Source organism: Streptomyces sp. NPDC001941 (assembly GCF_040296945.1).
Classification (GTDB): domain Bacteria; phylum Actinomycetota; class Actinomycetes; order Streptomycetales; family Streptomycetaceae; genus Streptomyces.
The window spans coordinates 38,280-63,180 of record NZ_JBEOYE010000013.1; the positions used below are offsets into that span (position 1 = coordinate 38,280).

The 24,901-nt window shown below is 72.8% G+C and carries 22 protein-coding genes and 1 tRNA gene; 11 read left to right on the forward strand and 12 right to left on the reverse strand.

The annotated features are described in order from the left end of the window. The first annotated feature begins 14 nt into the window (after nt 1-14). The 5 genes from ABT160_RS12525 to galK all read left to right on the forward strand — a co-directional run bounded on the left by ABT160_RS12525 (nt 15) and on the right by galK (nt 6,103). The gene (locus ABT160_RS12525; RefSeq protein ID WP_351646743.1) at nt 15-1,823 is read left to right on the forward strand and encodes an outer membrane protein assembly factor BamB family protein; all 1,809 of its coding nucleotides are present in this window, start codon (nt 15-17) and stop codon (nt 1,821-1,823) included. A gap of 201 nt (nt 1,824-2,024) precedes the next feature. Further along, nucleotides 2,025-2,741 (forward strand): helix-turn-helix transcriptional regulator, encoded by a 717-nt coding sequence (locus tag ABT160_RS12530; RefSeq protein ID WP_351646744.1) that lies wholly within the window; start codon nt 2,025-2,027, stop codon nt 2,739-2,741. Between the two features lie 211 nt (nt 2,742-2,952). After that, nucleotides 2,953-3,996, forward strand: coding sequence for a galactose-1-phosphate uridylyltransferase (gene galT, locus ABT160_RS12535; protein ID WP_351646746.1), 1,044 nt, complete (start codon nt 2,953-2,955; stop codon nt 3,994-3,996). Further along, the gene (galE, locus tag ABT160_RS12540) at nt 3,993-4,952 is read left to right on the forward strand and encodes a UDP-glucose 4-epimerase GalE (protein ID WP_351646747.1); all 960 of its coding nucleotides are present in this window, start codon (nt 3,993-3,995) and stop codon (nt 4,950-4,952) included. Before galT ends, galE begins: the two co-directional genes overlap by 4 nt. Continuing rightward, on the forward strand, nt 4,949-6,103 hold the full coding sequence (galK, locus tag ABT160_RS12545) for a galactokinase (RefSeq protein ID WP_351646748.1): 1,155 nt from the start codon (nt 4,949-4,951) through the stop codon (nt 6,101-6,103). Before galE ends, galK begins: the two co-directional genes overlap by 4 nt. On the opposite strand, the gene ABT160_RS12550 is transcribed toward galK, so the two are convergent. Further along, the gene (locus ABT160_RS12550) at nt 6,096-6,539 is read right to left on the reverse strand and encodes a GNAT family N-acetyltransferase (RefSeq protein ID WP_351646750.1); all 444 of its coding nucleotides are present in this window, start codon (nt 6,537-6,539) and stop codon (nt 6,096-6,098) included. The two genes, galK and ABT160_RS12550, sit on opposite strands and share 8 nt — an antisense overlap. 258 nt (nt 6,540-6,797) lie before the next feature. Between ABT160_RS12550 and ABT160_RS12555 the strand changes: the two genes are divergently transcribed. Next, a complete protein-coding gene (locus ABT160_RS12555; RefSeq protein WP_351646751.1) occupies nt 6,798-7,556 on the forward strand; it encodes a LuxR C-terminal-related transcriptional regulator in 759 nt (252 codons plus the stop codon). On the opposite strand, the gene tamR is transcribed toward ABT160_RS12555, so the two are convergent. Beyond that, complete coding sequence (tamR, locus tag ABT160_RS12560; protein WP_351646753.1) at nt 7,515-8,012, reverse strand: MarR family transcriptional regulator TamR; 498 nt, start codon at nt 8,010-8,012, stop codon at nt 7,515-7,517. The genes ABT160_RS12555 and tamR overlap by 42 nt on opposite strands. Before the next feature lie 131 nt (nt 8,013-8,143). Between tamR and ABT160_RS12565 the strand changes: the two genes are divergently transcribed. Next, the gene (locus ABT160_RS12565; RefSeq protein WP_351646754.1) at nt 8,144-8,965 is read left to right on the forward strand and encodes a trans-aconitate 2-methyltransferase; all 822 of its coding nucleotides are present in this window, start codon (nt 8,144-8,146) and stop codon (nt 8,963-8,965) included. Between the two features lie 72 nt (nt 8,966-9,037). Here ABT160_RS12565 and ABT160_RS12570 read toward each other — a convergent pair whose 3' ends face one another. Further along, on the reverse strand, nt 9,038-9,712 hold the full coding sequence (locus ABT160_RS12570; protein WP_351646756.1) for a TetR/AcrR family transcriptional regulator: 675 nt from the start codon (nt 9,710-9,712) through the stop codon (nt 9,038-9,040). Then, nucleotides 9,709-10,695, reverse strand: coding sequence for an acyl-CoA desaturase (locus tag ABT160_RS12575; RefSeq protein WP_351646758.1), 987 nt, complete (start codon nt 10,693-10,695; stop codon nt 9,709-9,711). The genes ABT160_RS12570 and ABT160_RS12575 overlap by 4 nt, the downstream gene beginning before the upstream one ends. A gap of 242 nt (nt 10,696-10,937) precedes the next feature. On the opposite strand from ABT160_RS12575, the gene ppc reads away from it, so the two are divergent. Next, entirely contained in the window at nt 10,938-13,667 is a 2,730-nt protein-coding gene (ppc, locus tag ABT160_RS12580) for a phosphoenolpyruvate carboxylase (RefSeq protein WP_351646760.1), read from the forward strand. Nucleotides 13,668-13,761: 94 nt separating this feature from the next. On the opposite strand, the gene ABT160_RS12585 is transcribed toward ppc, so the two are convergent. The 6 genes from ABT160_RS12585 to ABT160_RS12610 form a co-directional block, all read right to left on the reverse strand. After that, entirely contained in the window at nt 13,762-14,223 is a 462-nt protein-coding gene (locus ABT160_RS12585; RefSeq protein WP_351646762.1) for a hypothetical protein, read from the reverse strand. Nucleotides 14,224-14,308: 85 nt separating this feature from the next. After that, nucleotides 14,309-14,905 (reverse strand): aminoacyl-tRNA hydrolase, encoded by a 597-nt coding sequence (pth, locus tag ABT160_RS12590; protein ID WP_351646764.1) that lies wholly within the window; start codon nt 14,903-14,905, stop codon nt 14,309-14,311. Nucleotides 14,906-15,059: 154 nt separating this feature from the next. Then, complete coding sequence (locus ABT160_RS12595; protein ID WP_351646765.1) at nt 15,060-15,647, reverse strand: 50S ribosomal protein L25/general stress protein Ctc; 588 nt, start codon at nt 15,645-15,647, stop codon at nt 15,060-15,062. Nucleotides 15,648-15,899: 252 nt separating this feature from the next. Continuing rightward, nucleotides 15,900-16,877 carry a ribose-phosphate diphosphokinase gene (locus tag ABT160_RS12600; RefSeq protein ID WP_351646767.1) on the reverse strand — a complete coding sequence of 326 codons (978 nt, stop codon included), beginning with the start codon at nt 16,875-16,877 and terminating at the stop codon, nt 15,900-15,902. Between the two features lie 106 nt (nt 16,878-16,983). Next, complete coding sequence (gene glmU, locus ABT160_RS12605; RefSeq protein WP_351646768.1) at nt 16,984-18,432, reverse strand: bifunctional UDP-N-acetylglucosamine diphosphorylase/glucosamine-1-phosphate N-acetyltransferase GlmU; 1,449 nt, start codon at nt 18,430-18,432, stop codon at nt 16,984-16,986. Nucleotides 18,433-18,545: 113 nt separating this feature from the next. Beyond that, nucleotides 18,546-18,617, reverse strand: a tRNA-Gln gene (locus ABT160_RS12610). Nucleotides 18,618-18,916: 299 nt separating this feature from the next. Here ABT160_RS12610 and ABT160_RS12615 point away from each other — a divergent pair. Continuing rightward, nucleotides 18,917-20,218 (forward strand): sensor histidine kinase, encoded by a 1,302-nt coding sequence (locus tag ABT160_RS12615; protein WP_351646770.1) that lies wholly within the window; start codon nt 18,917-18,919, stop codon nt 20,216-20,218. Nucleotides 20,219-20,252: 34 nt separating this feature from the next. Here ABT160_RS12615 and ABT160_RS12620 read toward each other — a convergent pair whose 3' ends face one another. Both ABT160_RS12620 and ABT160_RS12625 read right to left on the reverse strand, forming a co-directional pair. Then, nucleotides 20,253-20,744 (reverse strand): SUKH-3 domain-containing protein, encoded by a 492-nt coding sequence (locus tag ABT160_RS12620; RefSeq protein WP_351646772.1) that lies wholly within the window; start codon nt 20,742-20,744, stop codon nt 20,253-20,255. A 10-nt stretch (nt 20,745-20,754) separates the two neighbouring features. After that, a complete protein-coding gene (locus ABT160_RS12625; protein WP_351646773.1) occupies nt 20,755-21,279 on the reverse strand; it encodes a YwqJ-related putative deaminase in 525 nt (174 codons plus the stop codon). Nucleotides 21,280-21,552: 273 nt separating this feature from the next. Between ABT160_RS12625 and ABT160_RS12630 the strand changes: the two genes are divergently transcribed. Next, on the forward strand, nt 21,553-22,530 hold the full coding sequence (locus tag ABT160_RS12630) for an SMI1/KNR4 family protein (protein WP_351646775.1): 978 nt from the start codon (nt 21,553-21,555) through the stop codon (nt 22,528-22,530). A 7-nt stretch (nt 22,531-22,537) separates the two neighbouring features. Further along, on the forward strand, nt 22,538-24,643 hold the full coding sequence (locus ABT160_RS12635; protein ID WP_351646777.1) for an SUKH-4 family immunity protein: 2,106 nt from the start codon (nt 22,538-22,540) through the stop codon (nt 24,641-24,643). The last annotated feature ends 258 nt before the right edge of the window (nt 24,644-24,901 follow it).

Below are 24,901 nucleotides of genomic sequence, written 5' to 3' on the forward strand. Positions count from 1 at the left end.
GAGGGAAACCACCGATGACGCAGCCGCCCCCACCCCCGAACCAGCCCCCTGGCCCGCCGCCCGGCGGAGGCTTCGGCGCCCCGCAGCAGCCCCCGGCCGGCGGCTTCGGCGCCCCGACGCCGCAGCAGCCGGGCCAGCCCCCGCAGCAGCCCGGCTACGGCTACCCGCAGCAGCAGCCGGGCCACGGCCAGCCGCCGCAGCAGCCGTACGGCTACCCGCAGCAGCCCCAACAGCCCCAACAGCCCCAGCAGCCCTACGGGTACCCGCAGCAGGCCCCCGGCCAGCAGCCCAACCCGTACGCCGGGTCCGGGTACCCCACGGCGCCGATGAACCAGCAGTCCCCGTACCCCGCCCCGCAGGGGCCCGGGGGCGGCGGCAAGAAGCTGTCGACGCAGATGCGGATCGTCATCGCCGCGGCCGCCGCCGTGGTCGTGATCATCGGCGCCGGCGTCTGGTACGCCTCCAGCGGTGACGACGGCAAGAGCGAGGCCAAGGGCGGCAGTTCGGCCGCCGGCGGCGGGGGTGGCGGCGCCAAGGCCGCCGACGGCGCGGGCAAGGAGAAGGTGCCCGGCAACCCCAAGTCCAAGGTCGCCTTCCAGCTGCCCGTGCCCGCCGTCACCGACACCACCGACGTCAGCGGCTCCTGGGTCACCGACAAGGCGTACGTGAAGACGGGCGTGAACTCGGTCGTCGGCTACGACCTCGTCAAGGGCACCCCGCTCTGGACGATCCCGCTGCCCGGCCAGGTCTGCGCCGCCTCCCGGCACCAGAGCGCGGACGGGAAGACGGCGATCGCCTTCGAGCCCGCCAAGCGGGTGCCGCCCAAGAACTACCAGCGCTGCTCCGAGGTCGGCGCCATCGACCTCACCACCGGCAAGCTGCTGTGGAGCAAGTCCGTCACCGGCGGCAAGGTCGGCGACGACAAGGCGTCGTTCTCCGAGGTCACCCTCAGCGGCAGCACCGTCGCCGCGGGCGGCACCGACGGCGGCGCGGCCTGGGACATGACCGGCAAGGAACTGTGGAAGCCGCAGGTCAGCGCCGACAACTGCTACGACATGGGGTACGGCGGCGGACCCGCGCTGGTCGCGGCCCGCAAGTGCGGTCCGTACGACAACCAGACGGTGACGATCCAGACCCTCAACCCGGCGACGGGCGCGCCCACCTCGGCGTTCAAGCTGCCCGCCGGGGTGGAGTGGGCCTCGATCGTCTCCACCAAGCCGCTGGTGGTGGCCGCCGACGTCGGCGACACCGCGGGCGACGGCTCGGGCATCTCCGACTTCTTCTCGGTCGACGAGGGGACCGGCAAGCTCAAGACCAAGATCTCGGTGCCGGGCGACCGGTTCGCGGCGCGCTGCCGCTCCACCGAGGTGGAGAGCTGCCAGAAGGTGGCCGTCGGCAACGGCCGGATCTACCTGCCCACCGAGGAGCACGAGGTCGGCGACGGCGAGTACGGGCGGACCAACGAGATCGTCTCGTTCGACCTGACCACGGGCAAGCCGACCGCGGACAAGGCGGAGGCGGGCGGCCGCTACCGGATCACCCCGCTGCGCATGGACGGCGGCAACATCCTGGCGTACAAGACCCCGCCCTACGGCAAGGGCGGCCAGATCGTCTCCGTCGACGGGGCGAGCTTCAAGCAGACCGTGCTGATGGAGAACCCGTCGGACGAGCCGGTCCGCAAGGCCGAGGGCAGCTTCCCCGCCGACTACTCGGAGATCCTCTACACCGGCGGCAGGATGTTCCTGTCCGGCGGCACCGTGAGCAAGCCGCAGTCGTCCTCCCTCGACCGGAAGTACCTCGCCATGTCGTTCACGACGAACTGAGGCACCCGCCCCCGGGCGACCGCGAACCGGGCGATCTTGCCCCCGGCCGACCTCAAGTAGCCCTGATTGGCGAAGAATTCGACATTCTGGGGGGCTTCTGACAAGTAAGGGGCGCGCGATGTCGAACAAGCGTGTAGCTTGCCGGGTCAGGAGGGCTGGGGGGCCGGGCGGCCGTCTCCAGGGGGATGGGGGGGTTGCTCGATGGGCGTGCGACTCATGGTGGTCGATGACCACCGGCTGCTCGCCGAGGCACTCGCCTCGGCCCTGAAGCTGCGCGGGCACCGGGTGCTCGCGGCGGCCGCGCCCACCGCGGGCGCGGCCGAGCTGGTGGTGAGCAGGGCGCCGGAGGTGTGCCTGCTGGGTACCGCCTCGCCCGCCGAGCCGGGGGTCTTCGACCCGATCGTGCGGATCAAGCGGGAGCGGCCGCAGGTGGCGGTGGTGGTCCTCGGGCCGGTGCCGAGCCCGCGCGGGATCGCGGCCGCGTTCGCCGCGGGCGCCTCCGGCTACGTGCGCCACGACGAGCGCATCGAGGGCGTGGAGCGGGCCATGGTCAAGGCCAGGGCCGGCGAGGCGGCGGTGGCGCCGCAGCTGCTCCAGGGCGCCTTCACCGAACTGCTCAACCCGGCCGTCCAGCCCGACGACGAGGGCCAGCGGCTGCTGCAGATGCTGACCCCGCGCGAGGTGGAGGTCCTGGTGCGGGTCGCGGAGGGCGAGGACACCCGGCTCATCGCGGCCGGGATGGGGATAGCCCCCAGCACCGCGCGCACCCACGTGCAGCGGGTGCTGATGAAGCTCGGGGTCGGCTCGCGCCTGGAGGCGGCGGCCCTGGCGGCGCGCACCGGCCTGCTGGAGCGCGCCGCGCTGGCCCCGTCGGCCCCGCACCCGGGGGAGCGGGGGGCGGGTCCCGAGCGGATCTGAGGCGTACGGAGTTCTCGGTTCGTACGGAGTCGAAGGGCGCCGTCCCTGGTGGGGCGGCGCCCTTTCGCGTGCCCGGGGCCGTGCGCTCGTGGCCCCGGTCGCGCGTCCGTACAGGTTGCTCCGCCGGTTCCTGGCGCGCGGCATTGACGATGCCTGTTGGCTTGTGGTTTTTTATGTGCGGTTCTGTTGGGCAAGGGTGCGAGGAGCCCAGGTGAAGAAGACGTCGACCCGGCTCGCCGACGGACGCGAGCTGTTCTACTACGACCTGCGCGACGACACCGTCCGCCAGGCCGTCGACCGGCGCCCCCTGGACCCGATCGCCACCACCAGCGAGATCCGCCACGACCCGCTGCTCGGCGACTCCGTGGCGATCGCCTCGCACCGCCAGGGCCGCACCTACCACCCGCCCGCCGACGAGTGCCCGCTCTGCCCCTCGGGCGACGGACGGCACACCGAGGTCCCCGAGGACGACTACGACGTGGTCGTCTTCGAGAACCGCTTCCCCTCCCTGGCCGGCGACTCCGGCCGCTGCGAGGTCGTCTGCTTCACCCCCGACCACGACGCCTCCTTCGCCGACCTCGACGACGAGCAGGCCGGCCTGGTCCTGGAGGCGTGGACCGACCGCACCGCCGAACTGGCCGAACTCCCGCAGGTCAAGCAGGTGTTCTGCTTCGAGAACCGGGGCGCGGAGATCGGCGTCACCCTCGGCCACCCGCACGGCCAGATCTACGCGTACCCCTTCGTCACCCCGCGCACCGCGCTCGTGCGCCGCTCCGTCGCCGCGCACCGGCGGGCCACCGGCCGCAACCTCTTCGACGACACCGTCGCCCGCGAACTGGCCGACGGCGAGCGGGTGGTGCTGGAGACCGCGCACTGGGTCGCCTTCGTCCCGTACGCCGCGCACTGGCCCTACGAGGTGCACCTCTACCCGCGCCGCCGGGTGCCCGACCTGCGGTTCCTGGACGAGGCGGCCCGCACAGAGTTCCCACAGGCCTACCTGGAACTGTTGAGGCGGTTCGACCGGGTCTTCGGGCCCGGCGAGCCGCCCACCCCGTACATCGCCGCCTGGCACCAGGCGCCGTTCGGGGAGCCGGACCGGGACGACTTCGCCCTGCACCTGGAGCTCTTCACCGTCCGGCGCACCCCGGGCAAGCTGAAGTTCCTCGCCGGTTCCGAGTCGGGCATGAACGTGTTCATCAACGACGTGCCGCCGGAGGCGGCGGCCCGCCGACTGCGAGAGGCAGCGACCGCGTGAGCAAGTATCTGGTGACGGGCGGGGCCGGCTACGTCGGCGCCGTCGTGGCGGCCCACCTGATCGGGGCCGGCCACGAAGTGACCGTCCTCGACGACCTGTCCACCGGCTTCCGCGCCGGGGTGCCCGAGGGCGCCGCGTTCGTCGAGGGGCGGGTCCAGGACGCCGACCGCCACCTCGACCCGTCCTACGACGGAGTCCTGCACTTCGCCGCGTCCTCCCAGGTCGGCGAGTCCGTCACCGACCCGGAGAAGTACTGGACCAACAACGTCGGCGGCAGCCTGGCGCTGCTCTCCGCGATGCGCCGGCACGGGGTGCGCCGCCTGGTGTTCTCCTCCACCGCCGCCACCTACGGCGAACCGGTCTCCACGCCGATCACCGAGACCGACCCCACCGCCCCCACCAGCCCCTACGGCGCCACCAAGCTGGCCGTGGACCACATGCTCACCGGCGAGGCCCGCGCCCACGGCCTGGCCGCCGCCTCGCTGCGCTACTTCAACGTGGCCGGCGCCCACGGCGCCCTCGGCGAGCGGCACGACCCCGAGTCCCACCTCATCCCGCTGGTCCTCCAGGTCGCCCTGGGTCGGCGGGAGTCGATCGCGGTGTACGGGGACGACTACCCGACCCCGGACGGCACCTGCGTGCGCGACTACATCCACGTCGCCGACCTGGCCGAGGCCCACCTGCTCGCCCTGGACGCGGTCACCCCCGGCGAACACCTGGTGTGCAACCTCGGCAACGGCAGCGGCTTCTCGGTGCGCGAGGTGATCGAGACGGTCCGCAAGGTCACCGGCCACCCCGTCCCCGAGACCACCGCCCCGCGCCGGGCCGGCGACCCGGCCGTCCTGGTCGCCTCGGCCGCCGCCGCCCACGAGCGGCTCGGCTGGCGGCCCTCGCGGACCGACCTGACCCGGATCGTCGAGGACGCCTGGGACTTCGCCAGGGGAGCCGCGAAGTGACCGCCGTCGCGGACGACTTCACCCGGTTGTACGGCCGCGCCCCCGACGGGGTGTGGGCCGCGCCCGGGCGCGTCAACCTGATCGGCGAGTACACCGACTTCAACGACGGCTTCGTGCTGCCGCTGGCCCTGCCGCACACCGCCGTCGCCGCCTTCGCCCGCCGCGACGACGGCGTGCTGCGGCTGCACTCGGCCGACGTGCCCGGCCCCCTCGTGGAACTGCGCGCCGACGACCTGACGCCGCTCTCCCCGTACGGGCACGGCGGCTGGGCCGCCTACGTCGCGGGCGTGTTCTGGGCGCTGCGCGGGGCGGGGCACCCGGTCGCGGGCGCCGACGTGCACCTGGCCTCCACCGTGCCCACCGGCGCGGGCCTGTCCTCCTCGGCGGCCCTTGAGGTGGTCACCGCCCTCGCCCTGGACGAGCTGTACGGCCTGGGCCTGGCCCGCGAGGAGCTGGCCCGCACCGCCCAGCGCGCCGAGAACGCGTTCGTGGGCGTGCCCTGCGGCGTGATGGACCAGACGGCGTCCGCCTGCTGCACCGAGGGCCACGCGCTGTTCCTGGACACCCGGGACCTGGGTCTGCGCCAGGTGCCGCTGGACCTGGCCGCGCACGGGCTGCGGCTGCTCGTGGTGGACACCCGCGTGAAGCACGCGCTCGGCGACGGCGCGTACGCGCGCCGCCGCGCCGGCTGCGAGGAGGGTGCGCGGGCGCTCGGCGTGCGCGCGCTGCGCGACATCGACCACGCGCAACTGCCGGGGGCGCTCGCCGAGTTGCCGGACGCCACCGTACGCGCCTACGTGCGCCACGTGGTCTCGGACAACCACCGGGTGCGCCGGGTCGTGGACCTGCTCGACGCCGGGAACGTACGGGCCGTGGGCCCCGTCCTGACCGAGGGCCACGCCTCCCTCCGCGACGACCTGGAGGTCTCCTGCGCGGAGCTCGACCTGGTGGTCCGGGCCGCCTGCGGGGCCGGGGCGCTGGGCGCGCGGATGACCGGCGGCGGCTTCGGCGGCTCCGCGGTGGTGCTGGTGGAGGAGGCGGGCGCGGACGCGGTGTCGCTGGCCGTCGAGGAGGCGTTCGCCAAGGCCGGGCACACCGCCCCCCGGATCTTCCCGGCGGTCGCCTCCGCGGGTGCGCGCAGGCTCAGTTGAGCGTCTTGACCAGGGTGTACTCGGTGATGCCGGGCGGGTAGCCGACGACGGTGCCCACGATCTCGTACCCCTGGCGGGTGTAGAAGCCGGGGGCCTGGAAGTCCCAGGTGTCCACCCGCGAGCGGGTGCACAGGCGGGCCTCGCGGGCCCGTCGCTCCGCCTCGGCGAGCAGCCGCGCGCCGAGGCCCGAGCCGCGCGCGCCCGCGTCCACCCACAGCAGCTCCACGTGCAGCCAGTGCGCCCAGGTGCGGCCCGTGAGCCCGCCGACGAGGGCGCCCGAGGCGTCCGACGCCCAGACCTGGAGCGGGAGTTCGCCGTCCTGCCCGGTGCCGGCCAGGGCGCGCAGCGCGGGCGAGGAGGCGAGATTGGTCTCGCGCAGCCGCGAACGGAGCAGTGCGTGGCGTTCCTTGTCGACTTCCGTCTCGATCCGAAACATGCGGCTCACCCTAAACAGACCCGCGACGGCCCCGCACCACCAGTTCTGCGATTCTCCTTCCCCTGTCGGCCCCCGGTCGTACTCTGATGCACAGCACCGGTGGGGGCCGGTGCTGATCAGGGGGCGAGACAAGTCGGGTACGACGCCCGGGGGCGGGGTAGCTGTCACTGCACGGCGGCGGCCGTGCGATCCCGAGCACCTCACCATCCGGGCGCCGTATCCGCGCCGGTCCGTTCCTCGACACACATGGGGGTGTCCGTGGTTCGTATCCGGGTCCTGGTGGTGGACGACCACCGCATCTTCGCCGAGTCGCTCGCCGCCGCGCTGGCGGCGGAGCCCGACGTGGACGTGGCGGCGGCCGGGAGCGGTCCGGCGGCGCTGCGCTGTCTGGAGCGCGGGGCGGCCGAGGGCCGCAAGTTCGACGTGATGCTGGTCGACGCCGACCTGGGCACGGCCGCCGCGCCGGTGGCCCGCGCGGTGCCGGTGGGCGAGGACGGCGTGGTCGACGGCATCTCGCTGGTCGCGGGCGTGCGTTCGGGCCAGTCCTCGGTGCGCACGGTGGTGCTGGCCGAGAAGGACGACCCGCGCCGGGCGGCGCTCGCGCTGCAGGCGGGCGCGTCGGGCTGGGTCGCCAAGGACTGCTCGCTGCAGCGGCTGCTCGCGGTGATCCGCGGGGTGCTGCGCGAGGAGACGCACCTGCCGCCGGCCCTGCTGACCGGGGTGCTGCGGGAGCTGACCGCGGCCCGCAAGCACCGCACCGAGAGCGAGCGCCTGGTGGAGTCGCTGACCCCGCGCGAGCGGGAGGTGCTGCGCTGCATGGTGGCGGGCCTGGGCCGCAAGGCGGTGGCCGAGCGGCTGTTCCTGTCCCCGCACACGGTCCGTACGCACATGCAGAACGTGCTGGGCAAGCTCGGGGTGCACTCCACGCTGGCCGCCGTGGCGCTGGCCCGGCGCGCGGGGGTGGGTCCCGCGGAGCTAGCCGGGGACATTGTCGAACGGGGCGGTCAGCTGGCGTAGCAGGGCGGCCAGTTCGCCGCGCTGGGCGCGCGAGAGCTCGGCGAGGATCGCCCGCTCCTGGGCGAGGAGGCCGGCCAGGGCCTGGTCGGCCCGGTCGCGTCCCTCGGGGGTCAGGCGGACCAGGACGCCCCGGCGGTCGCTGGGGTCCGGGAGCCGCTCGACGAGGCCCTTCTTGGTGAGCCGGTCGATGCGGTTGGTCATGGTGCCCGAGGTGACCAGGGTCTGGGTGAGCAGCTGCCCGGGGGAGAGCTGGTAGGGGGCGCCGGCCCGGCGCAGCGACGTGAGGACGTCGAACTCCCAGGGCTCCAGGTTGTGCTCGGAGAACGCGAGGCGCCGGGCCCGGTCGAGGTGGCGGGCGAGCCTGCTGACGCGGCTGAGCACCTCGAGCGGTTCCACGTCGAGGTCCGGGCGTTCGCGCCGCCATGCTGCGACCAGTCGGTCGACCTCGTCCTCCATGTCGATCAGTGTAGAGGGTTCCTCGACATGAAGTCTCTTGACATCAAGATATATTCTCCTTGACGATGGGGCATGGTCGGGCCGGGACCGCCTTCCGGTTCGACGCGACCTGCCAGCAAGGAGGCTCGAACATGCATTCCGTTCCGCATTGGGACCCGCAGCAGTACCTGCGCCACGCCACCCACCGCACCCGCCCCTTCCTCGATCTCCTGGCCCGCATACCCGAGCTGCCGCCCGGCACCCGCCCCGCCCGCATCGCCGACATCGGCTGCGGCCCGGGCAACGTCACCGCGCTGCTCGCCGACCGCTGGCCCGACGCCCACATCACCGGCTACGACCTCTCCGCGGACATGCTGGAGCAGGCCGAGAAGCGCTACGCCGGAACCACCCCCGGCGGCGGCTGGCTCGACTTCCGCCCCGCCGACGCCGCCCACTGGACGCCCGACGAGCCGTACGACCTGATCGTCTCCAACGCCGCCCTGCAGTGGGTGCCCAACCACCCCGAGTCCTTCCCCGGCTGGATCGAGGGCCTCGCCCCCGGCGGCACCTTCGCCTTCCAGGTCCCGGGCAACTTCACCGCCCCCAGCCACGACCTGCTCGGCCGGCTGTGCGACCTGCCGCGCTGGCGCGAACGCCTCGGCGACCAGGGACGGCGCTTCGTCCACATCCTGGAACCGGAGGACTACCTGCTGCGCCTGGCCGACCTCGGCTGCGCCACGGACGTGTGGGAGACCACCTACTCCCAGCTGCTCCAGGGCGAGGACCCGGTCCTGGACTGGGTCAAGGGCACCGCGCTGCGGCCCGTGCTGACCACCCTGGACGGCGACGAGGCCGCCGTGGAGGAGTTCCTCGGCCAGTACCGGCAGATGCTGCGCGAGGCCTACCCGCCCGGCCCGCACGGCACCGTCTTCCCGTTCCGCCGCGTCTTCGCCGTCGCCACCCGCACCGCCTGACGGCGCGGCCCCGGGCACCTGGGGACCCGGGGCCGCGCCGCCCGCACGCGCGGGGGCGGCGCCCGGCGGCGCTCAGCTCTTGCGGTGCCCTATCAGCCGCGGCTTGGGCTCCAGGCCGTCCAGGCCGTGCCAGGCCAGGTTCACCAGGTGCGCGGCGACCTCCGCCTTCTTCGGCCGCCGGGCGTCCAGCCACCACTGGCCGGTCAGCGCCACCATGCCCACCAGCGCCTGCGCGTACAGCGGCGCCAGCTTCGGGTCGAAGCCGCGGGTCTTGAACTCGCGGCCCAGGATGTCCTCCACCCGCGTCGCGATGTCCGAGATCAGCGAGGCGAAGGTGCCCGTGGACTGAGGGATGGGCGAGTCGCGCACCAGGATGCGGAAACCGTCCGTGTACGCCTCGATGTAGTCCAGCAGCGCGAACGCCGCCTGCTCCAGGAGCTCCCGCGGGTGACCCGCGGTCAGCGACCCCGTCACCATGTCGAGGAGCTGGCGCATCTCGCGGTCCACCACCACCGCGTACAGCCCCTCCTTGCCCCCGAAGTGCTCGTACACCACCGGCTTGGAGACCCCGGCCTTCGCCGCGATCTCCTCCACCGACGTGCCCTCGAAGCCCTTCGCGGCGAACAGCGTGCGGCCGATGTCGAGCAGTTGCTGGCGGCGCTCGGCCCCCGTCATCCGGACCCTGCGCCCCCGGCGGGGCTTGTCGTTGCTGGTACTACCGCCGTCGATCGCCACGTCGTCAATCATGCCGCTTCCGCGGCGTTCTCCTTGCGCCGGGCCTCGATCCGCGAGCGCGACGGCCAGCGCACGTCGTACGCCCAGCCCGCCGCCTCGAACCAGCGGATCAGCCGCGCACTGGAGTCCACCTGGCCGCGCATCACCCCGTGCCGCGCCGACGTCGGGTCCGCGTGGTGCAGGTTGTGCCAGGACTCGCCGCAGGACAGGACCGCCAGCCACCACACGTTGCCCGAGCGGTCACGCGACTTGAACGGGCGCTTGCCCACCGCGTGGCAGATCGAGTTGATCGACCACGTCACGTGGTGCAGCAGCGACACCCGCACCAGCGAGCCCCAGAAGAACGCCGTGAACGCGCCCCACCAGCTCATCGTCACCAGACCGCCCACCACCGGCGGGATCGCCAGCGACACCACCGTCCACATCACGAACTGCCGGGAGATCCGCCGGATCGCCGGGTCCTTGATCAGGTCCGGGGCGTACTTGTGCTGCGGCGTCCGCTCCTCGTCGAACATCCAGCCGATGTGCGCCCACCACAGGCCCTTCATCAGGGCCGGCACCGTCTCGCCGAACCGCCACGGCGAGTGCGGGTCGCCCTCCGCGTCGGAGAACTTGTGGTGCTTGCGGTGGTCCGCCACCCAGCGCACCAGCGGGCCCTCCACGGCCAGCGACCCCATCACCGCCAGCGCGATCCGCAGCGGGCGCTTGGCCTTGAACGCACCGTGCGTGAAGTAGCGGTGGAAGCCGATCGTGATGCCGTGGCAGCCGATGTAGTACATCGCCACCATCAGGCCCAGGTCCAGCCAGCTGACCCCCCACCCCCAGGCCAGCGGCACCGCCGCGACCAGGGCCAGGAAGGGCACCGTGATGAACAGCAGCAGCGCGATCTGCTCGATCGAGCCCTTGCTGTCCCCGCCGAGGGTGGCGGAGGGCAGCGCGTCGCCTGGCTGCGCGGTACGGCTCGCGGATTCGAGCACATCGGGGCTAGCGGTCATGAAGTGTCCCCTGGGGGTGAGGGTGCGAGGGAGCGGGCAAGAGAACGAGGAAGCCCGGAGGGCCGCCAGGCTACGGTTCCGTAACCTACGGCGTCGTAAGTATGGCAGCGCACCGCCCCGCGGCAAGAGGGCGGTGAACAGTGCCGCCGCCGCGGACACCTATCCTGGGAGCGTCGGACAGCGCGGTCCGCAAGCCTCAGTACCCCTGAAGACGTGCTTGAACACTGCAAGGAGCCGCACCTGTGAGCAGTGCCGACCAGACCCCCACCGCCAGCGCCGAGCTGCGTGCCGACATCCGCCGACTGGGCGACCTCCTCGGCCAGACGCTCGTCCGCCAGGAGGGCCAGGAGATCCTCGACCTCGTCGAGAAGGTCCGCGCCCTGACCCGCGAGGACGGAGAAGCGGCCGCCGCGCTGCTGGGGGACACCGACCTGGAGACCGCCGCCAAGCTGGTACGCGCCTTCTCCACCTACTTCCACCTGGCCAACGTCACCGAGCAGGTGCACCGCGGCCGCGAGCTGCGCGAGCGCCGCGCCGCCGAGGGCGGCCTGCTCGCCCGCACCGCGGACATGCTCAAGGACGCCGACCCGGAGCACCTGCGCGAGACCGTGCGCAACCTCAACGTGCGCCCCGTCTTCACCGCGCACCCCACCGAGGCCGCCCGCCGCTCCGTCCTCAACAAGCTCCGCCGCATCGCCGAGCTCCTGGACACCCCCGTCATCGTCTCCGACCGGCGCCGCCACGACCTGCGCCTGGCCGAGAACATCGACCTCATCTGGCAGACCGACGAACTGCGGGTGGTGCGCCCCGAGCCCGCCGACGAGGCCCGCAACGCCATCTACTACCTCGACGAACTGCACGCCGAGGCCGTCGGCGACGTCCTGGAGGACCTCGCCGCCGAGCTGGAGCGCGTCGGCGTCGAACTGCCCGCCGAGACCCGCCCCCTCACCTTCGGCACCTGGATCGGCGGCGACCGCGACGGCAACCCCAACGTCACCCCCCAGGTCACCTGGGACGTCCTGATCCTGCAGCACGAGCACGGCATCAACGACGCCCTCGACCTCATCGACTTCCTGCGCGGACTGCTCTCCAACTCCATCCGCTACACCGGCGCCACCGAGGAGCTCCTCACCTCCCTCCAGGCCGACCTGGAGCGCCTGCCGGAGATCAGCCCCCGCTACAAGCGCCTCAACGCCGAAGAGCCCTACCGGCTCAAGGTCACCTGCGTGCGCCAGAAGCTCCTCAACACCCGCGAGCGCCTCGCCAAGGGCACCACCCACGAGCCCGGCCGCGACTACCTCGGCACCTCCGAGCTGCTGGAAGACCTGCGGCTCATCCAGACGTCGCTGCGCCAGCACCGCGGCGCGCTCTTCGCCGACGGCCGCATGGACCGCACCATCCGCACGCTGGCCGCCTTCGGCCTCCAGCTGGCCACCATGGACGTCCGCGAGCACGCCGACGCCCACCACCACGCGCTCGGCCAGCTCTTCGACCGCCTCGGCGAGGAGTCGTGGCGCTATGCCGACATGCCCCGCGAGTACCGGCAGAAGCTCCTCGCCAAGGAACTGCGCTCCCGCCGCCCCCTCGCCCCCACCCCGGCCCCCCTCGACGCCGCGGGCCACAAGACCCTCGGCGTCTTCGGCACCGTCAAGGAGGCCTTCGAGCGGTTCGGCCCCGAGGTCATCGAGTCGTACATCATCTCGATGTGCCAGGGCGCCGACGACGTCTTCGCCGCCACCGTCCTGGCCCGCGAGGCCGGCCTGATCGACCTGCACGCCGGCTGGGCCAAGATCGGCATCGTGCCGCTCCTGGAGACCACCGACGAGCTGCGCGCCGCCGACGTCATCCTCGACGAGATGCTCGCCGACCCCTCCTACCGGCGCCTGGTCTCCCTGCGCGGCGACGTCCAGGAGGTCATGCTCGGCTACTCCGACTCCTCCAAGTTCGGCGGCATCACCACCAGCCAGTGGGAGATCCACCGCGCTCAGCGCCGGCTCCGCGACGTCGCCCACCGCTACGGCGTGCGGCTGCGCCTCTTCCACGGCCGCGGCGGCACCGTCGGCCGTGGCGGCGGCCCCTCCCACGACGCGATCCTCGCCCAGCCCTGGGGCACCCTGGAGGGCGAGATCAAGGTCACCGAGCAGGGCGAGGTCATCTCCGACAAGTACCTCATCCCCTCGCTCGCCCGCGAGAACCTCGAACTGACCGTCGCGGCCACCCTGCAGGCCTCCGCCCTGCACACCGCGCCCCGCCAGTCCGACGAGGCCCTCGCCCGCTGGGACGCGGCCATGGACACCGTCTCCGAGGCCGCGCACGCCGCGTACCGCAAGCTGGTCGAGGACCCGGACCTGCCGACGTACTTCCTGGCCTCCACCCCCGTCGACCAGCTCGCCGAACTGCACCTCGGCTCGCGGCCCTCCCGCCGCCCCGGCTCCGGCGTCTCCCTCGACGGACTGCGCGCCATCCCGTGGGTCTTCGGCTGGACCCAGTCCCGCCAGATCGTCCCCGGCTGGTTCGGCGTCGGCTCCGGCCTCAAGGCGCTGCGCGAGGCCGGCCTGGACGCGGTGCTCGGCGAGATGTACGAGCACTGGCACTTCTTCCGCAACTTCCTCGGCAACGTCGAGATGACCCTCGCCAAGACCGACCTGCGGATCGCCCGCCACTACGTCGACACCCTGGTGCCCGACGAGCTCAAGCACGTCTTCGCCGACATCGAGGCCGAGCACGCGCTCACCGTGAGCGAGGTCCTGAAGGTCACCGGGGAGGAGCACCTGATGGACGCCCACCCCGTCCTGCAGCAGACCTTCTCCATCCGCGACGCCTACCTGGACCCGATCTCCTACCTCCAGGTCGCCCTGCTCAAGCGGCAGCGCGACGCGGTGGCGGCCGGGCAGGAGCCCGACCCGCTGCTGTCGCGGGCGCTGCTGCTGACCGTCAACGGCGTGGCGGCCGGACTGCGCAACACCGGCTGACCGCCGCCCGGCACGCACGAGGGCCCGCACCCCGGTACGACACCGGGGTGCGGGCCCTCGCCCGTGGCACCCGCCACGGGATCACCACGCGAAGTCACAACGCGAAGAACGTCCCCACCAGCAGCGCCCCGCCGCCCAGCGCGAGGCCCCAGGCGAACCGCGGCATCCGCAGGCCGCCCGCCACCACCAGCGCCGCGAGCAGCAGCGCCCCGCCCAGCGGCAGCCAGGCGTGCAGTCCGCCGGCGAAACCGGTGCGCACCAGCTCCCGGGTGCCCGGCTTGACCACCACGTCCAGGTGGTCGCCCTTCTTCGCCGCGATGGACCGCTCGATCGTCAGGTCCGTGCGCAACGGGCCCGTACCGTCGGCGCGGTACCGGCCCGTGCAGATCTCCTCGCCGCAGCCCGTCACCGCCAGCGTGCCGTGCTCGCGGCCCTTGGCCAGCAGCACGTGCTGCGCGCCGCCCCACGACGACCAGGCACCGGCCACGACGATCAGCAGGGCCACCAGGGCCATGACGAGGTTACGGGTGTGCTGGAGGAGAACCGTCCGCTTCATGGGGCGCGATCCTAGGCCAAAGCATCGCCGTACGAGACCGGGAGCCGGCGGGCCGGGAACGGACGGGCGGCCGGGTGGGCCCGCGTCAGGAGTTGTACGCCGACTGCGCCCGCTCCAGGCCCTCCGCCACCAGGCACTCCACCGCGTCCGCCGCCCGGTCCACGAAGTAGTCCAGCTCCTTGCGCTCCGCCGACGAGAAGTCCTTCAGGACGAAGTCCGCCACCTGCATCCGGCCCGGCGGACGGCCGATCCCGAAGCGCAGCCGGTGGTACTCCGCGCCCATCGCCTTCGTCATCGACTTCAGCCCGTTGTGGCCGTTGTCGCCGCCGCCCAGCTTCAGCCGCAGCACCCCGTAGTCGATGTCCAGCTCGTCGTGGACCGCCACGACGTTCGCCGTCGGCACCTTGTAGAAGTCCCGCAGCGCCGTCACCGGGCCGCCCGACAGGTTCATGTACGACATCGGCTTGGCCAGCACCACACGGCGGTTCGCCGGACCGGGCGGACCCATGCGGCCCTCCACGACCTGCGCCTGCGCCTTCTGCGCCCGCTTGAACTTCCCGCGGATCCGGTCCGCCAGCAGGTCGGCCACCATGAAGCCCACGTTGTGCCGGTTCGCGGCGTACTCGGGCCCGGGGTTGCCCAGGCCCACGATCAGCCAGGGGGCGTTGGCGTCGGTCGTCATCGCGTCCTTCTCCTACCGAGTTCTTCCTACCGGTACCGGGTACCGGCCGGCGGTACCGAGTGCTGCCTACCGGGATCTTCCTGCCGGGTGAACACGACGACGGGGTGACGGGCCGTGCGGCCCGTCACCCCGTCGGTCAGGCAGAGCCTACGGCTCAGGCCTCGGCGGCCTCGTCACCCTCGGCGTCCGCGGCCGGCTCCTCGGCCTGCGCGGCCACGACCTGGAGCACCACGGCGTCCTCGTCGGTCGCCAGCGACACGCCCTTGGGCAGGGTGATGTCCTTGGCCAGCACGGAGGCGCCGGCCTCCAGGCCCTCGACGGAGACCGTCACGGACTCGGGGATGTGGGTGGCCTCGGCCTCGACCGGCAGCGCGTTCAGGACGTGCTCCAGCAGGTTGCCGCCGGGGGCCAGCTCGCCCTCGGTCTGGACCGGGATCTCGACGTTGACCTTCTCGCCGCGCTTGACCAGCAGCAGGTCGACGTGCTTGACGAAGCCCTTGAGGGCGTCGCGCTGGACGGCCTTCGGGATCGCCAGCTCGCTCTTGCCGTCGATGTCCAGGGCCAGCAGGACGTTCGAGGTCTTCAGGGCCATCATCAGGTCGTGGCCGGGCAGCGTGACGTGGACCGGCTCGGTGCCGTGGCCGTACAGGACACCCGGGACCTTGTTGTCACGGCGGATGCGGCGGGCGGCGCCCTTGCCGAACTCGGAACGGAGACCGGCGGAGATCTTTACCTCGGACATGTGCACTCCTCGTGGCACTCGTGGACATCGGGTCACCCGGCCACGAACGGCCTGCTACGAAGAGCGCGTCGATAACGGACAACCGCACCTGACCGGTACGGCCTCCCTCGCCGAGCAACTCCGACAGCTTAACCGGCCACTCGCGCGACACCCAAGTCGATCACGTTTCACGGGACGGGGACCGGGGAACGGCCGAGGGCCGCACCCCGGTCGGTCGGGATGCGGCCCTCGTGTCGTACGTACGGATCAGGACTAGCCCTGCTCCTCGAAGAGGCTCGTCACCGAACCGTCCTCGAACACCTCGCGCACCGCGCGCGCGATCGTCGGCGCGATCGAAAGGACGGTGATCTTGTCCAGCTCCAGCGCACCCGGGTCCGGCAGCGTGTTCGTGAACACGAACTCCGAGACCTTCGAGTTCTTCAGGCGGTCCGCCGCCGGGCCCGACAGGATGCCGTGCGTCGCCGTCACGATGACGTCCTCCGCACCGTGCGCGAACAGGGCGTCCGCCGCCGCGCAGATCGTGCCGCCCGTGTCGATCATGTCGTCCACCAGGACGCAGACGCGGCCCTCGACCTCACCCACGACCTCGTGCACCGTCACCTGGTTGGCGACGTCCTTGTCACGGCGCTTGTGCACGATCGCCAGCGGCGCGTCCAGCCGGTCGCACCAGCGGTCCGCCACCCGCACGCGGCCCGCGTCCGGGGAGACCACCGTCAGCTTCGAGCGGTCCACCTTCGCGCCCACGTAGTCCGCCAGGACCGGGAGCGCCGACAGGTGGTCCACCGGGCCGTCGAAGAAGCCCTGGATCTGGTCCGTGTGCAGGTCCACGGTCAGGATGCGGTCCGCGCCCGACGTCTTCAGCAGGTCCGCGATCAGACGCGCCGAGATCGGCTCGCGGCCGCGGTGCTTCTTGTCCTGGCGGGCGTAGCCGTACGACGGGACGATCACGGTGATGCTCCGAGCGGAAGCCCGCTTCAGAGCGTCGATCATGATCAGCTGCTCCATGATCCACTTGTTGATCGGAGCCGTGTGGCTCTGGATCAGGAAGCAGTCCGCGCCGCGCGCCGACTCCTGGAAGCGGACGTAGATCTCACCGTTGGCGAAGTCGAACGCCTTCGTCGGCACGAGACCGACGCCCAGCTGGTGCGCGACCTCCTCGGCCAGCTCGGGGTGGGCGCGGCCGGAGAAGAGCATCAGCTTCTTCTCGCCGGTCGTCTTGATCCCGGTCACAGCACTGTCTCCTCAGACGTGTTCCCTGGCCGCCATCACGCGCGCGTGCCAGCCGAATTTGTGTGCACGTATCACGGTACGCCGAGTTCGACGCAGCCGTTTCCGGTCAGTTTTCGCCGTCGACACCTTCCGCCGCCGCCTGCGCGGCCTGAGCCGCCGCCGAACCCGGGCGCTTGCGAGCCACCCAACCCTCGATATTCCGCTGCTGGCCACGGGCCACGGCCAGCGAACCCGGCGGCACGTCCTTCGTGATCACCGAGCCGGCGGCGGTGTACGCACCGTCCCCGACCGTGACGGGCGCCACAAACATGTTGTCCGAACCCGTACGGCAGTGCGAGCCGATCGTCGTGTGGTGCTTCTTCTGACCGTCGTAGTTCACGAACACGCTCGCCGCGCCGATGTTCGAGTACTCGCCGATCGTCGCATCACCCACGTACGACAAGTGCGGCACCTTCGTGCCCTCACCGATCGACGCGTTCTTCGTCTCCACGTACGTGCCGATCTTGCCCTTCGCGCCCAGCCGCGTCCCCGGACGCAGATAGGCGAACGGGCCCACCGACGCGCCCTCGCCGATCACCGACGAATCCGCCACCGTGTTGTCCACCCGCGCGCCCCGGCCCACCACCGTGTCCCGCAGCCGCGTGTTCGGACCCACCTCCGCGTCCTCCGCCACGTGCGTCGCACCCAGCAGCTGCGTCCCCGGGTGGATCACCGCGTCCCGCTCGAACGTCACCGTCACGTCCACCAGCACCGACGACGGATCCAGCACCGTCACGCCCGCCGTCATCGCCGCCACCAGCAGCCGCTCGTTGAGCAGCGCACGCGCCTGCGCCAGCTGCACCCGGTTGTTGATCCCCAGGATCTCCCGGTGGTCGGCGGCCACCGACGCACCCACCCGGTGCCCCGCCTCACGCAGGATCCCCAGCACGTCCGTCAGGTACTCCTCGCCCTGGCTGTTGTCCGTACGGACCTTCCCCAGCGCGTCCGCCAGCAGACCACCGTCGAACGCGAACACGCCCGAGTTGATCTCCTTGATCGCGCGCTGCGCCTCCGAGGCGTCCTTGTGCTCCACGATCGCGGTCACCGCGCCCGAGACGCCGTCCCGCACGATCCGGCCGTACCCCGTCGAGTCCGGCACCTCCGCCGACAGCACCGTCACCGCGTTGCCGTCCGCCGCGTGCGTCGCCGTCAGGCCGCGCAGCGTCTCACCCGACAGCAGCGGAGTGTCACCGCACACCACCACCACCGGGCCCTCCAGCGACTGCCCCAGCTCCTCCAGTGCCATCCGCACCGCGTGACCGGTGCCGTTCTGCTGCTCCTGGACGGCGGTACGGGTGCCTGCGTAGTGCTCCTCGAGGTGCGCGCGCACCTGCTCACGGCCGTGGCCGACGACCACGACGAGGTGCTCGGGGTCGAGCTCACGGGCGGCGGAGACGACGTGCCCGACGAGCGAACGTCCGGCGATCTCGTGCAGGACCTTGGGCGTCTTCGACTTCATGCGGGTGCCCTCACCCGCTGCGAGGACGACGACGGCGGCCGGGCGGTTGGCGCTCACGGATGTGCCCTTCGGCTCTGGGTGGGGTGGACATCCGCAGGATACCGGGGGGTTTCCGGGGGGAAATAAGGGCGGGTCCCGACCTCGATGAGGTCGGGACCCGCCCGCGCACGCTCCCCCGCCAGGACTCGAACCCGGACATAAGGCACCAAAAGCCTCAGTGCTGCCAATTACACCACAGGGGAACATCGCCACCGAAACGGACATTTTGCTCACCCGGCCGATTGGCGTTCCCTACTATGCCCCACGGCCACCCTCCGTCGCGACGGTAAAGGTCGGCGCCCTGACGGACGTTCACGAAGGGGCCGGCGCGCTTGTGTCGGATGTCATACGAGCCCGGTCGCCCGGAATTCGGACGCCCGGGTCGAAAGTCCGACCGATTGGTCATATCGGGGAATCAACGCGTGTTCCGGCTGTACACGGGCGTGATTCGGGCGAGGAACTCCTCGGAAAACGGGGTGCGCCCGCCCGTACGCTGGGAGGCATGACCACAACGGGGGCGATCCAGGGCGCGGCGGCGGGTGCCGTCGGGCGGCGCTGGTGGTGGGAGCGGCGGCGGAGTGTGCTGCTGGACGTGGCGCTGGCGCTGGTGTCGGTGTTCGAGTGCGTGCTGGAGGGTGCGGATTTCGCGGCGAAGGCCGGGATCGCGGTGCCGTTCGGGGGTGTGCTGGGGCTGGCCGCGGGGTCGGTGCTGCTGGTGCGGCGGCGGTGGCCGGTCGCGGTGGTGCTGGTGGCGATCGCGGTGACGCCGGCGCAGATGGGTTTCCTGATGAGCGTGGTGGGCCTGTACACGCTGGCGGCGTCGGAGGTGCCGCGCCGGATCATCGCCGCGTTGTCGGGGATGTCGTTGTTCGCGGTGCTGATCGTGACGTACGTGCAGTTGCGGCAGAGCGCGGCGCAGTCGGAGCTGGGGTCGACGGCGTGGCTGGTGCCGTTGATGGCGTTGTTCGTGACGTTGGGGCTGAACGCCCCGCCGGTGCTGTTCGGCCTGTACATAGGGGCGCGGCGGCGGCTGATGGAGAGCTTGCGGGAGCGTGCGGACAGCCTGGAGCAGGAGTTGTCGCTGCTGGCCGACCGTGCGGAGCAGCAGGCGCAGATGGCGCGTACGGAGGAGCGGACGCGGATCGCGCGGGAGATGCACGACGTGGTGGCGCACCGGGTGAGCCTGATGGTGGTGCACGCGGCGGCGTTGCAGGCGGTGGCGCCGAAGGATCCGCAGAAGGCGGTGCGGAACGCGGCGCTGGTGGGGGACATGGGCCGGCAGGCGTTGACGGAGTTGCGGGAGATGCTGGGGGTGCTGCGGGCGGAGGAGTCGGCTCCGGTGGCGGCGGTGCCGTTGGCCGCGGTGGGTGCGGCGGTGTCGGCGGCGTCGGCCGCGGAGGACGGGCCGTGCCTGGGGGAGCTGGGCCAGCTGGTGGAGCAGTCGCGGCAGGCGGGGATGGTGGTGGAGCTGTCGGTGAGCGGTGAGGTGCGTGCGTACGCGCCGGAGGTCGAGCAGACGGCGTTCCGGGTGGTGCAGGAGGCGTTGACGAACGTCCACAAGCACGCGGCGGGGGCGAAGGTGCTGGTGCGGCTGGCGCACCGGGGGGACGAGGTGGCGATGCAGGTGGAGAACGGTCCTTCGGACGCGGCGGTGGCGGACGCGGGGCTGCCGAGCGGGGGGAACGGTCTGGTGGGGATGCGGGAGCGGGTGTCGGCGCTGGGCGGGGTGTTCGTGTCGGGTCCGACGGAGGCCGGGGGCTTCCGGGTGTCGGCGATCCTTCCGGCGGAGCCGGCGGCGGTCTGAGTCTCCGCCGCCGGGGTCCTGCCGGGGCCCTGGTTCAGGGGGTGGCGAGGCGGACCGGCTGGGTGCCGGTGACGAGGGTGGCGAGGGCGGCGTCGATGTGGGGGCCGAGGTACCAGTCGCCGGTGTGGTCGACGCTGTAGACGCGGCCTTCGAGGTCGATGGCGAGGACGGCCCGCTGGTCGCCCTCCTCGCCGAGGGGGGCGACTTCGGTGCCGAGGGCGCGGCCGAGGTCGGCGAGGGTGCGGGCGAGGTGAAGGCCGGCGAGCGGGTCGAGGCGCACGGGGGCCGGGGCTATCTGGCGGCCGGGTCCGGGTGCGGTGACGGTGAGGCCGCCGAATTCGGCCCAGGCTTCGACGGCGGCCGGGAAGACGGTGTGGCGGTGCCCGGCGGGGGAGGCGTGGCCGCGCAGGGTGTCGGCCCAGTGCTCGGCCTGCTTGATGTCCCAGCGTCCGGGCTGCCAGCCGGCGTCGCGCAGGGCGGCGTCGACGGCGACCGGGAAGCGGGTGGTGCTGTGGGGGTCGGGCATGGGTGGTCGGTCAGCCGTTCTGGGTGGGGTCTACGGGGCGTACGCCGAAGTGGGCGAGCATCGCGGCGCAGGAGCGGCACGGGGCGGCGTAGGCGCCGTGCAGGGGGTCGCCGTCCTCGCGGATGTGCCGTGCGGTGAGGCGCGCGTGCTTGAGGGCGCGCCGGGCTTCGGAGGCGGTGAGCGGTCTGCGGCGGGCGCGTTTGGAGCGGGTCTCGTCGGCCGCGGTCAGGTGGCGCGACAGGAGGATGGCTTCGGGGCAGCGTCCGGTGAAGCGTTCGCGCTGGCCGCTGGTAAGGGTGTCGAGGAAGTCCTGGACGAGCGGGTGCAGGGCGGGCGGCTGTTCGGCCCGGCCCGCGGTGCAGGTGAGGGTGTCGAAGCCGCGTACGGAGAGGGCGGCGGCGACGGCGGGCAGGATGCCGTCGCGGCGCTGTCGCAGTAAGGGGGCGTGGTGCGGGCCGGTGCTGCTCCAGTTCAGGCGTGGGTCGCCGGTGGTGGTGGTGCCCGCCGTGGTGCTTGCGGTGTGCGCCGTGTGCATGCGTGTTGTCGTCCCCTCGCTCGCACTCCCCCGAGTGCGTCCGCCGCACTCCCCCGAGTGCGGGCAACAGCCTGCCAAACGGGGCGGTCCCGGCGGAAGCTGGGGCCTGTGATCTCGGCGTGGCGTCGGCGGTGGGTGACGCGGGGGTGACGGTGGGTCATGGCTCCGGGGGTCGCGGGGGCGGGTGGAGCGGGCCTGCTGGGGGTGTTGCCCCACGGCATAGGCTGTGGGGCACATCTAGCCGGTCGCAGGACGCAGCAGGGGGCATCCGCCATGACGACACAAGCCGCGCCGCCCAACGCGGCCTATGCCGGGCAGGTCGTCCACTTCCCGGACCCGGTCCGGGCGGCCCGTCATCCTCGCGGGGTGCGGGTGGACGACGAGGGCTATCCGGACTTCTCGCCGTACGCGCGGGCGGCGGCGGAGATCGCTGAGCCGCCGGAGGGCTTCGGCGTCGACGAGTTGAGGCTGACGGACTACGTGTCGGCGAACGCGGCGCTGCACGCGGAGGGCCACGAGCTGTGGGACACGGTGCCGTCGGTGGCGACGCCGCACGGCTGGACGTGGCACCACGTGGCGCGTTCGCGCCGTCTGGAGCTGGTCCCGGTGGAGGTGAAGGCGTTGTTGCGCCATCACGGCGGGGTGGCGACGGCGGCGGTGGACCACGCGAAGCGGGGGACGCGGCCGTTGCAGGAGACGCGTCCGGCGCACTTCGGGCTGCCGAAGTCGGGCACGGCGGTGTCGGAGCAGCAACTGCTGGGCGTGGAGGAGGACCTGGGCTACCGGCTGCCGGGGGCGTACCGCTCGTTCCTGAAGGCGGGCGGCGGGTGCGCTCCGGTGGGGGCGGCGCTGGACGCGGAGCTGGGCCTGCTGGTGGACCAGCCGTTCTTCACGGTGCGGGACGAGGCGGCGGTGAACGACCTGGTGTACGTGAACAAGTGCCTGCGGGACCACCTGACGAAGGACTACCTGGGCGTGGCGTTCGTGCAGGGCGGCCTGCTGGCGGTGAAGGTGCGGGGCGCGGGGGCGGGTTCGGTGTGGTTCTGCGCCTACGACGACGCGCGGGACCCGGGGGACGCGGCGGGCTGGTCGCCGCAGGAGCGGGTGGAGCGGCTGTTGTTGCCGTGCGGTGCGGACTTCGACGACTTCCTGCTGCGTCTCGCGGGTGGTCCGCCGGAGCTGGAGACCGTGGCGAACCTGATGGTGGACGGCGGCTTCGCGCGCGCGGTGCCGGTCATGGACGAGGGGTGAGCGCGCGATGGTGACGTTCGCGCAGGCGCAGGAGCGCGCCGAGGAATGGGTCAACGGCGATGTGCCGCAGTACCAGCACCGCGAGGTGCGGGTGCGGGAGTTCGAGCTGGGGTTCGTGGTGTGGGCGGAGGACCGTGAGGACGGTCCGACGTCGGACGGCGGGCGGCAGCGGCTGGTGATCGCCCGGGACAGCGGGGAGGCCACGTTGTGGCCGGCGCTGCCGGTGGGCGAGGTGATCCGGCGGTACGAGGAGGAGTACGGGATGCCCGACGAGGCTCCGGAGCCGGCGGCGGCGCCGCGGCGGATCGATCTGAACCAGACGTCGTTCCTGTTGAGTCCGCCGGAGTGGCTGCAGGACGCGGCGGACCGGATGGGGATCCCGGACGGTCCGGCGGGCGGGTCCGGGGGCCGCGACGACGCCCCGGGTGCCGGTGCCGGTGCGCCGTCGGCTCCGGTGCCGTCGGGTGCGACGAGCGGCGGCGGTACGGGTTCGCACGTGGGCGGGCAGGCGTGGCCGGGCGCCGCGGCTGCCGCCGCCCCGGAGCCGCCGGCCGGCCCGGGCTCCGGCTCCGCGTCGTGGCCGAGTGCGCAGGGCGCGCAGGCCGCGCAGCCCGCCTGGAACGACACGTCGGCCGGTGCCGGTGACGAGGGCTCGGTGGGCCTGCCCGCGACCGTGTTCGCGCCGCCGCTGTCGGGGGCCGACGATGACGACGAGCCGGAGCCCGCGGTGGGGGCGGACGCGCCGACCGCGCTGATGTCGGGCGGCAGCCAGCTGCCGAAGACCGCGCTGGCCCCGGCGCTGCGGCCGGAGGAGCCGGAGCCGTCCGGTCCCGCCGCGCCCGCCTCGCCGCCGCCGGGCGCCCCGGGCGCGGCGGGTGGTTACGTGCCGACGCAGCTGGTGTCGCAGCTGGGCCCGGACGGCCCGCAGGTGCCGGGCGCCCCGAGTGCTCCCGGTGCTCCTGGTGCTCCCGCTGGTCCGGGGACGCCCGCGGGCGGTGTGCACCACGCGGCGACGATGCTGGCGCAGCCCGGTCCGGCCGGGCCGGGGGCCGTGCAGCCCCCGGTGGCGCCGGGTCCGGTGCCGATGGCGCCCGCCGGGGCCCCGCCCGCGTACGGCTATCCGCAGCAGCCCCCCGCCGGGGTGCCGACCGTGGGGCCCGGCTACCAGGCGGTGCTGCGCTACCGGGCGCCGGACGGGTCCGAGGCGCAGATCATCCGGCGCTCGGCGCCGGGCACCCCGCACCCGGAGTGGCAGATCCTGCACGAGCTGCGGGCGATGAACGTGCCGCCGCAGCAGGTGCTTGAGCTGCACACCGAGCTGGAGTCGTGCGAGCTGCCGGGCGGCTACTGCGCCCGGATGATCCGGGAGACCTGGCCGCAGGCACGGATCACCAGCATCGCCCCGTACGGGCGCGACCACGCGAGCCGCCAGCAGGGCATGGCGCAGCTGGTGGCGCATCACGGCGAGCTGCACCAGGTGGCGGACGGCCCGGCGCGGCCGGCGCCGGTGCGCGCGCCGCTGCCGCAGGTGCAGCCGGTGCCCCCGGTGCCGCCGGAGGCGATCGCGCAGGAGCTCGCGGACACGTTCGGGCCCGGCGTGATGCGCTTCGACCAGCGCGCGGTGTCGCGCCAGGGCGTGCCGGAGGTGGTGGCGCGGACCCTGGTGTGGGCGGGGCTGCCCGCGGACTTCGGCCCGTTCTTCTGGGCGCAGCCGCCGCACCCGGTGGTGCCGACGCTGGCGGAGCTGGCGGCGCAGCGGCAGGTGCAGCCGTCGTCGGACGCGGGCGCGTACCTGGTGGTCGGTTCGGACTTCGGCCGGGCGATCTGCGTGCAGTACGGCACGGCGCACATCGTGGCGGTGCCGGTGGAGGGCGGCCCGGGCGGGCAGCCGGTGGCGCCGCAGTTCGTGAACAGCGGGCTGCCGGAGTTCACCCGGTGCCTGGCGATGCTGGGCCGGATGTGGCGGCTGCGGTTCGGTCTCAACCCGGAGCAGGCGGGCCGCTGGACGGTGGACTTCCAGGCGCAGCTGGCGATGCTGGACCCGGCGGCGCTGGCGTCCCCGGAGAGCTGGTGGTCGGTGCTGCTGGAGCAGATGTGGGACGGGCTGCTGTAGCGGTCCGCCGGTGCGTACGGGCGGGGTGCCCGGTCCCGTCAGGGGCCGGGCACCCCGCTTTCGCGTGGGTGCGGGGACGTTCGAGGGGTCCCGGGGGGTTCTGCGGGGGGTCTTCGGGGGAGGGGTTCTCCGGGGTGGGTACGACGCGCGGGGGCACGGGGGACACTCTCATTCCGACTTCTGTCGCCAAATGACGCATTCTTGACCGGAGTGGGTGTTCGGTGTGATCAAACAGGACGCACCGGAAAGGGGTGCCGG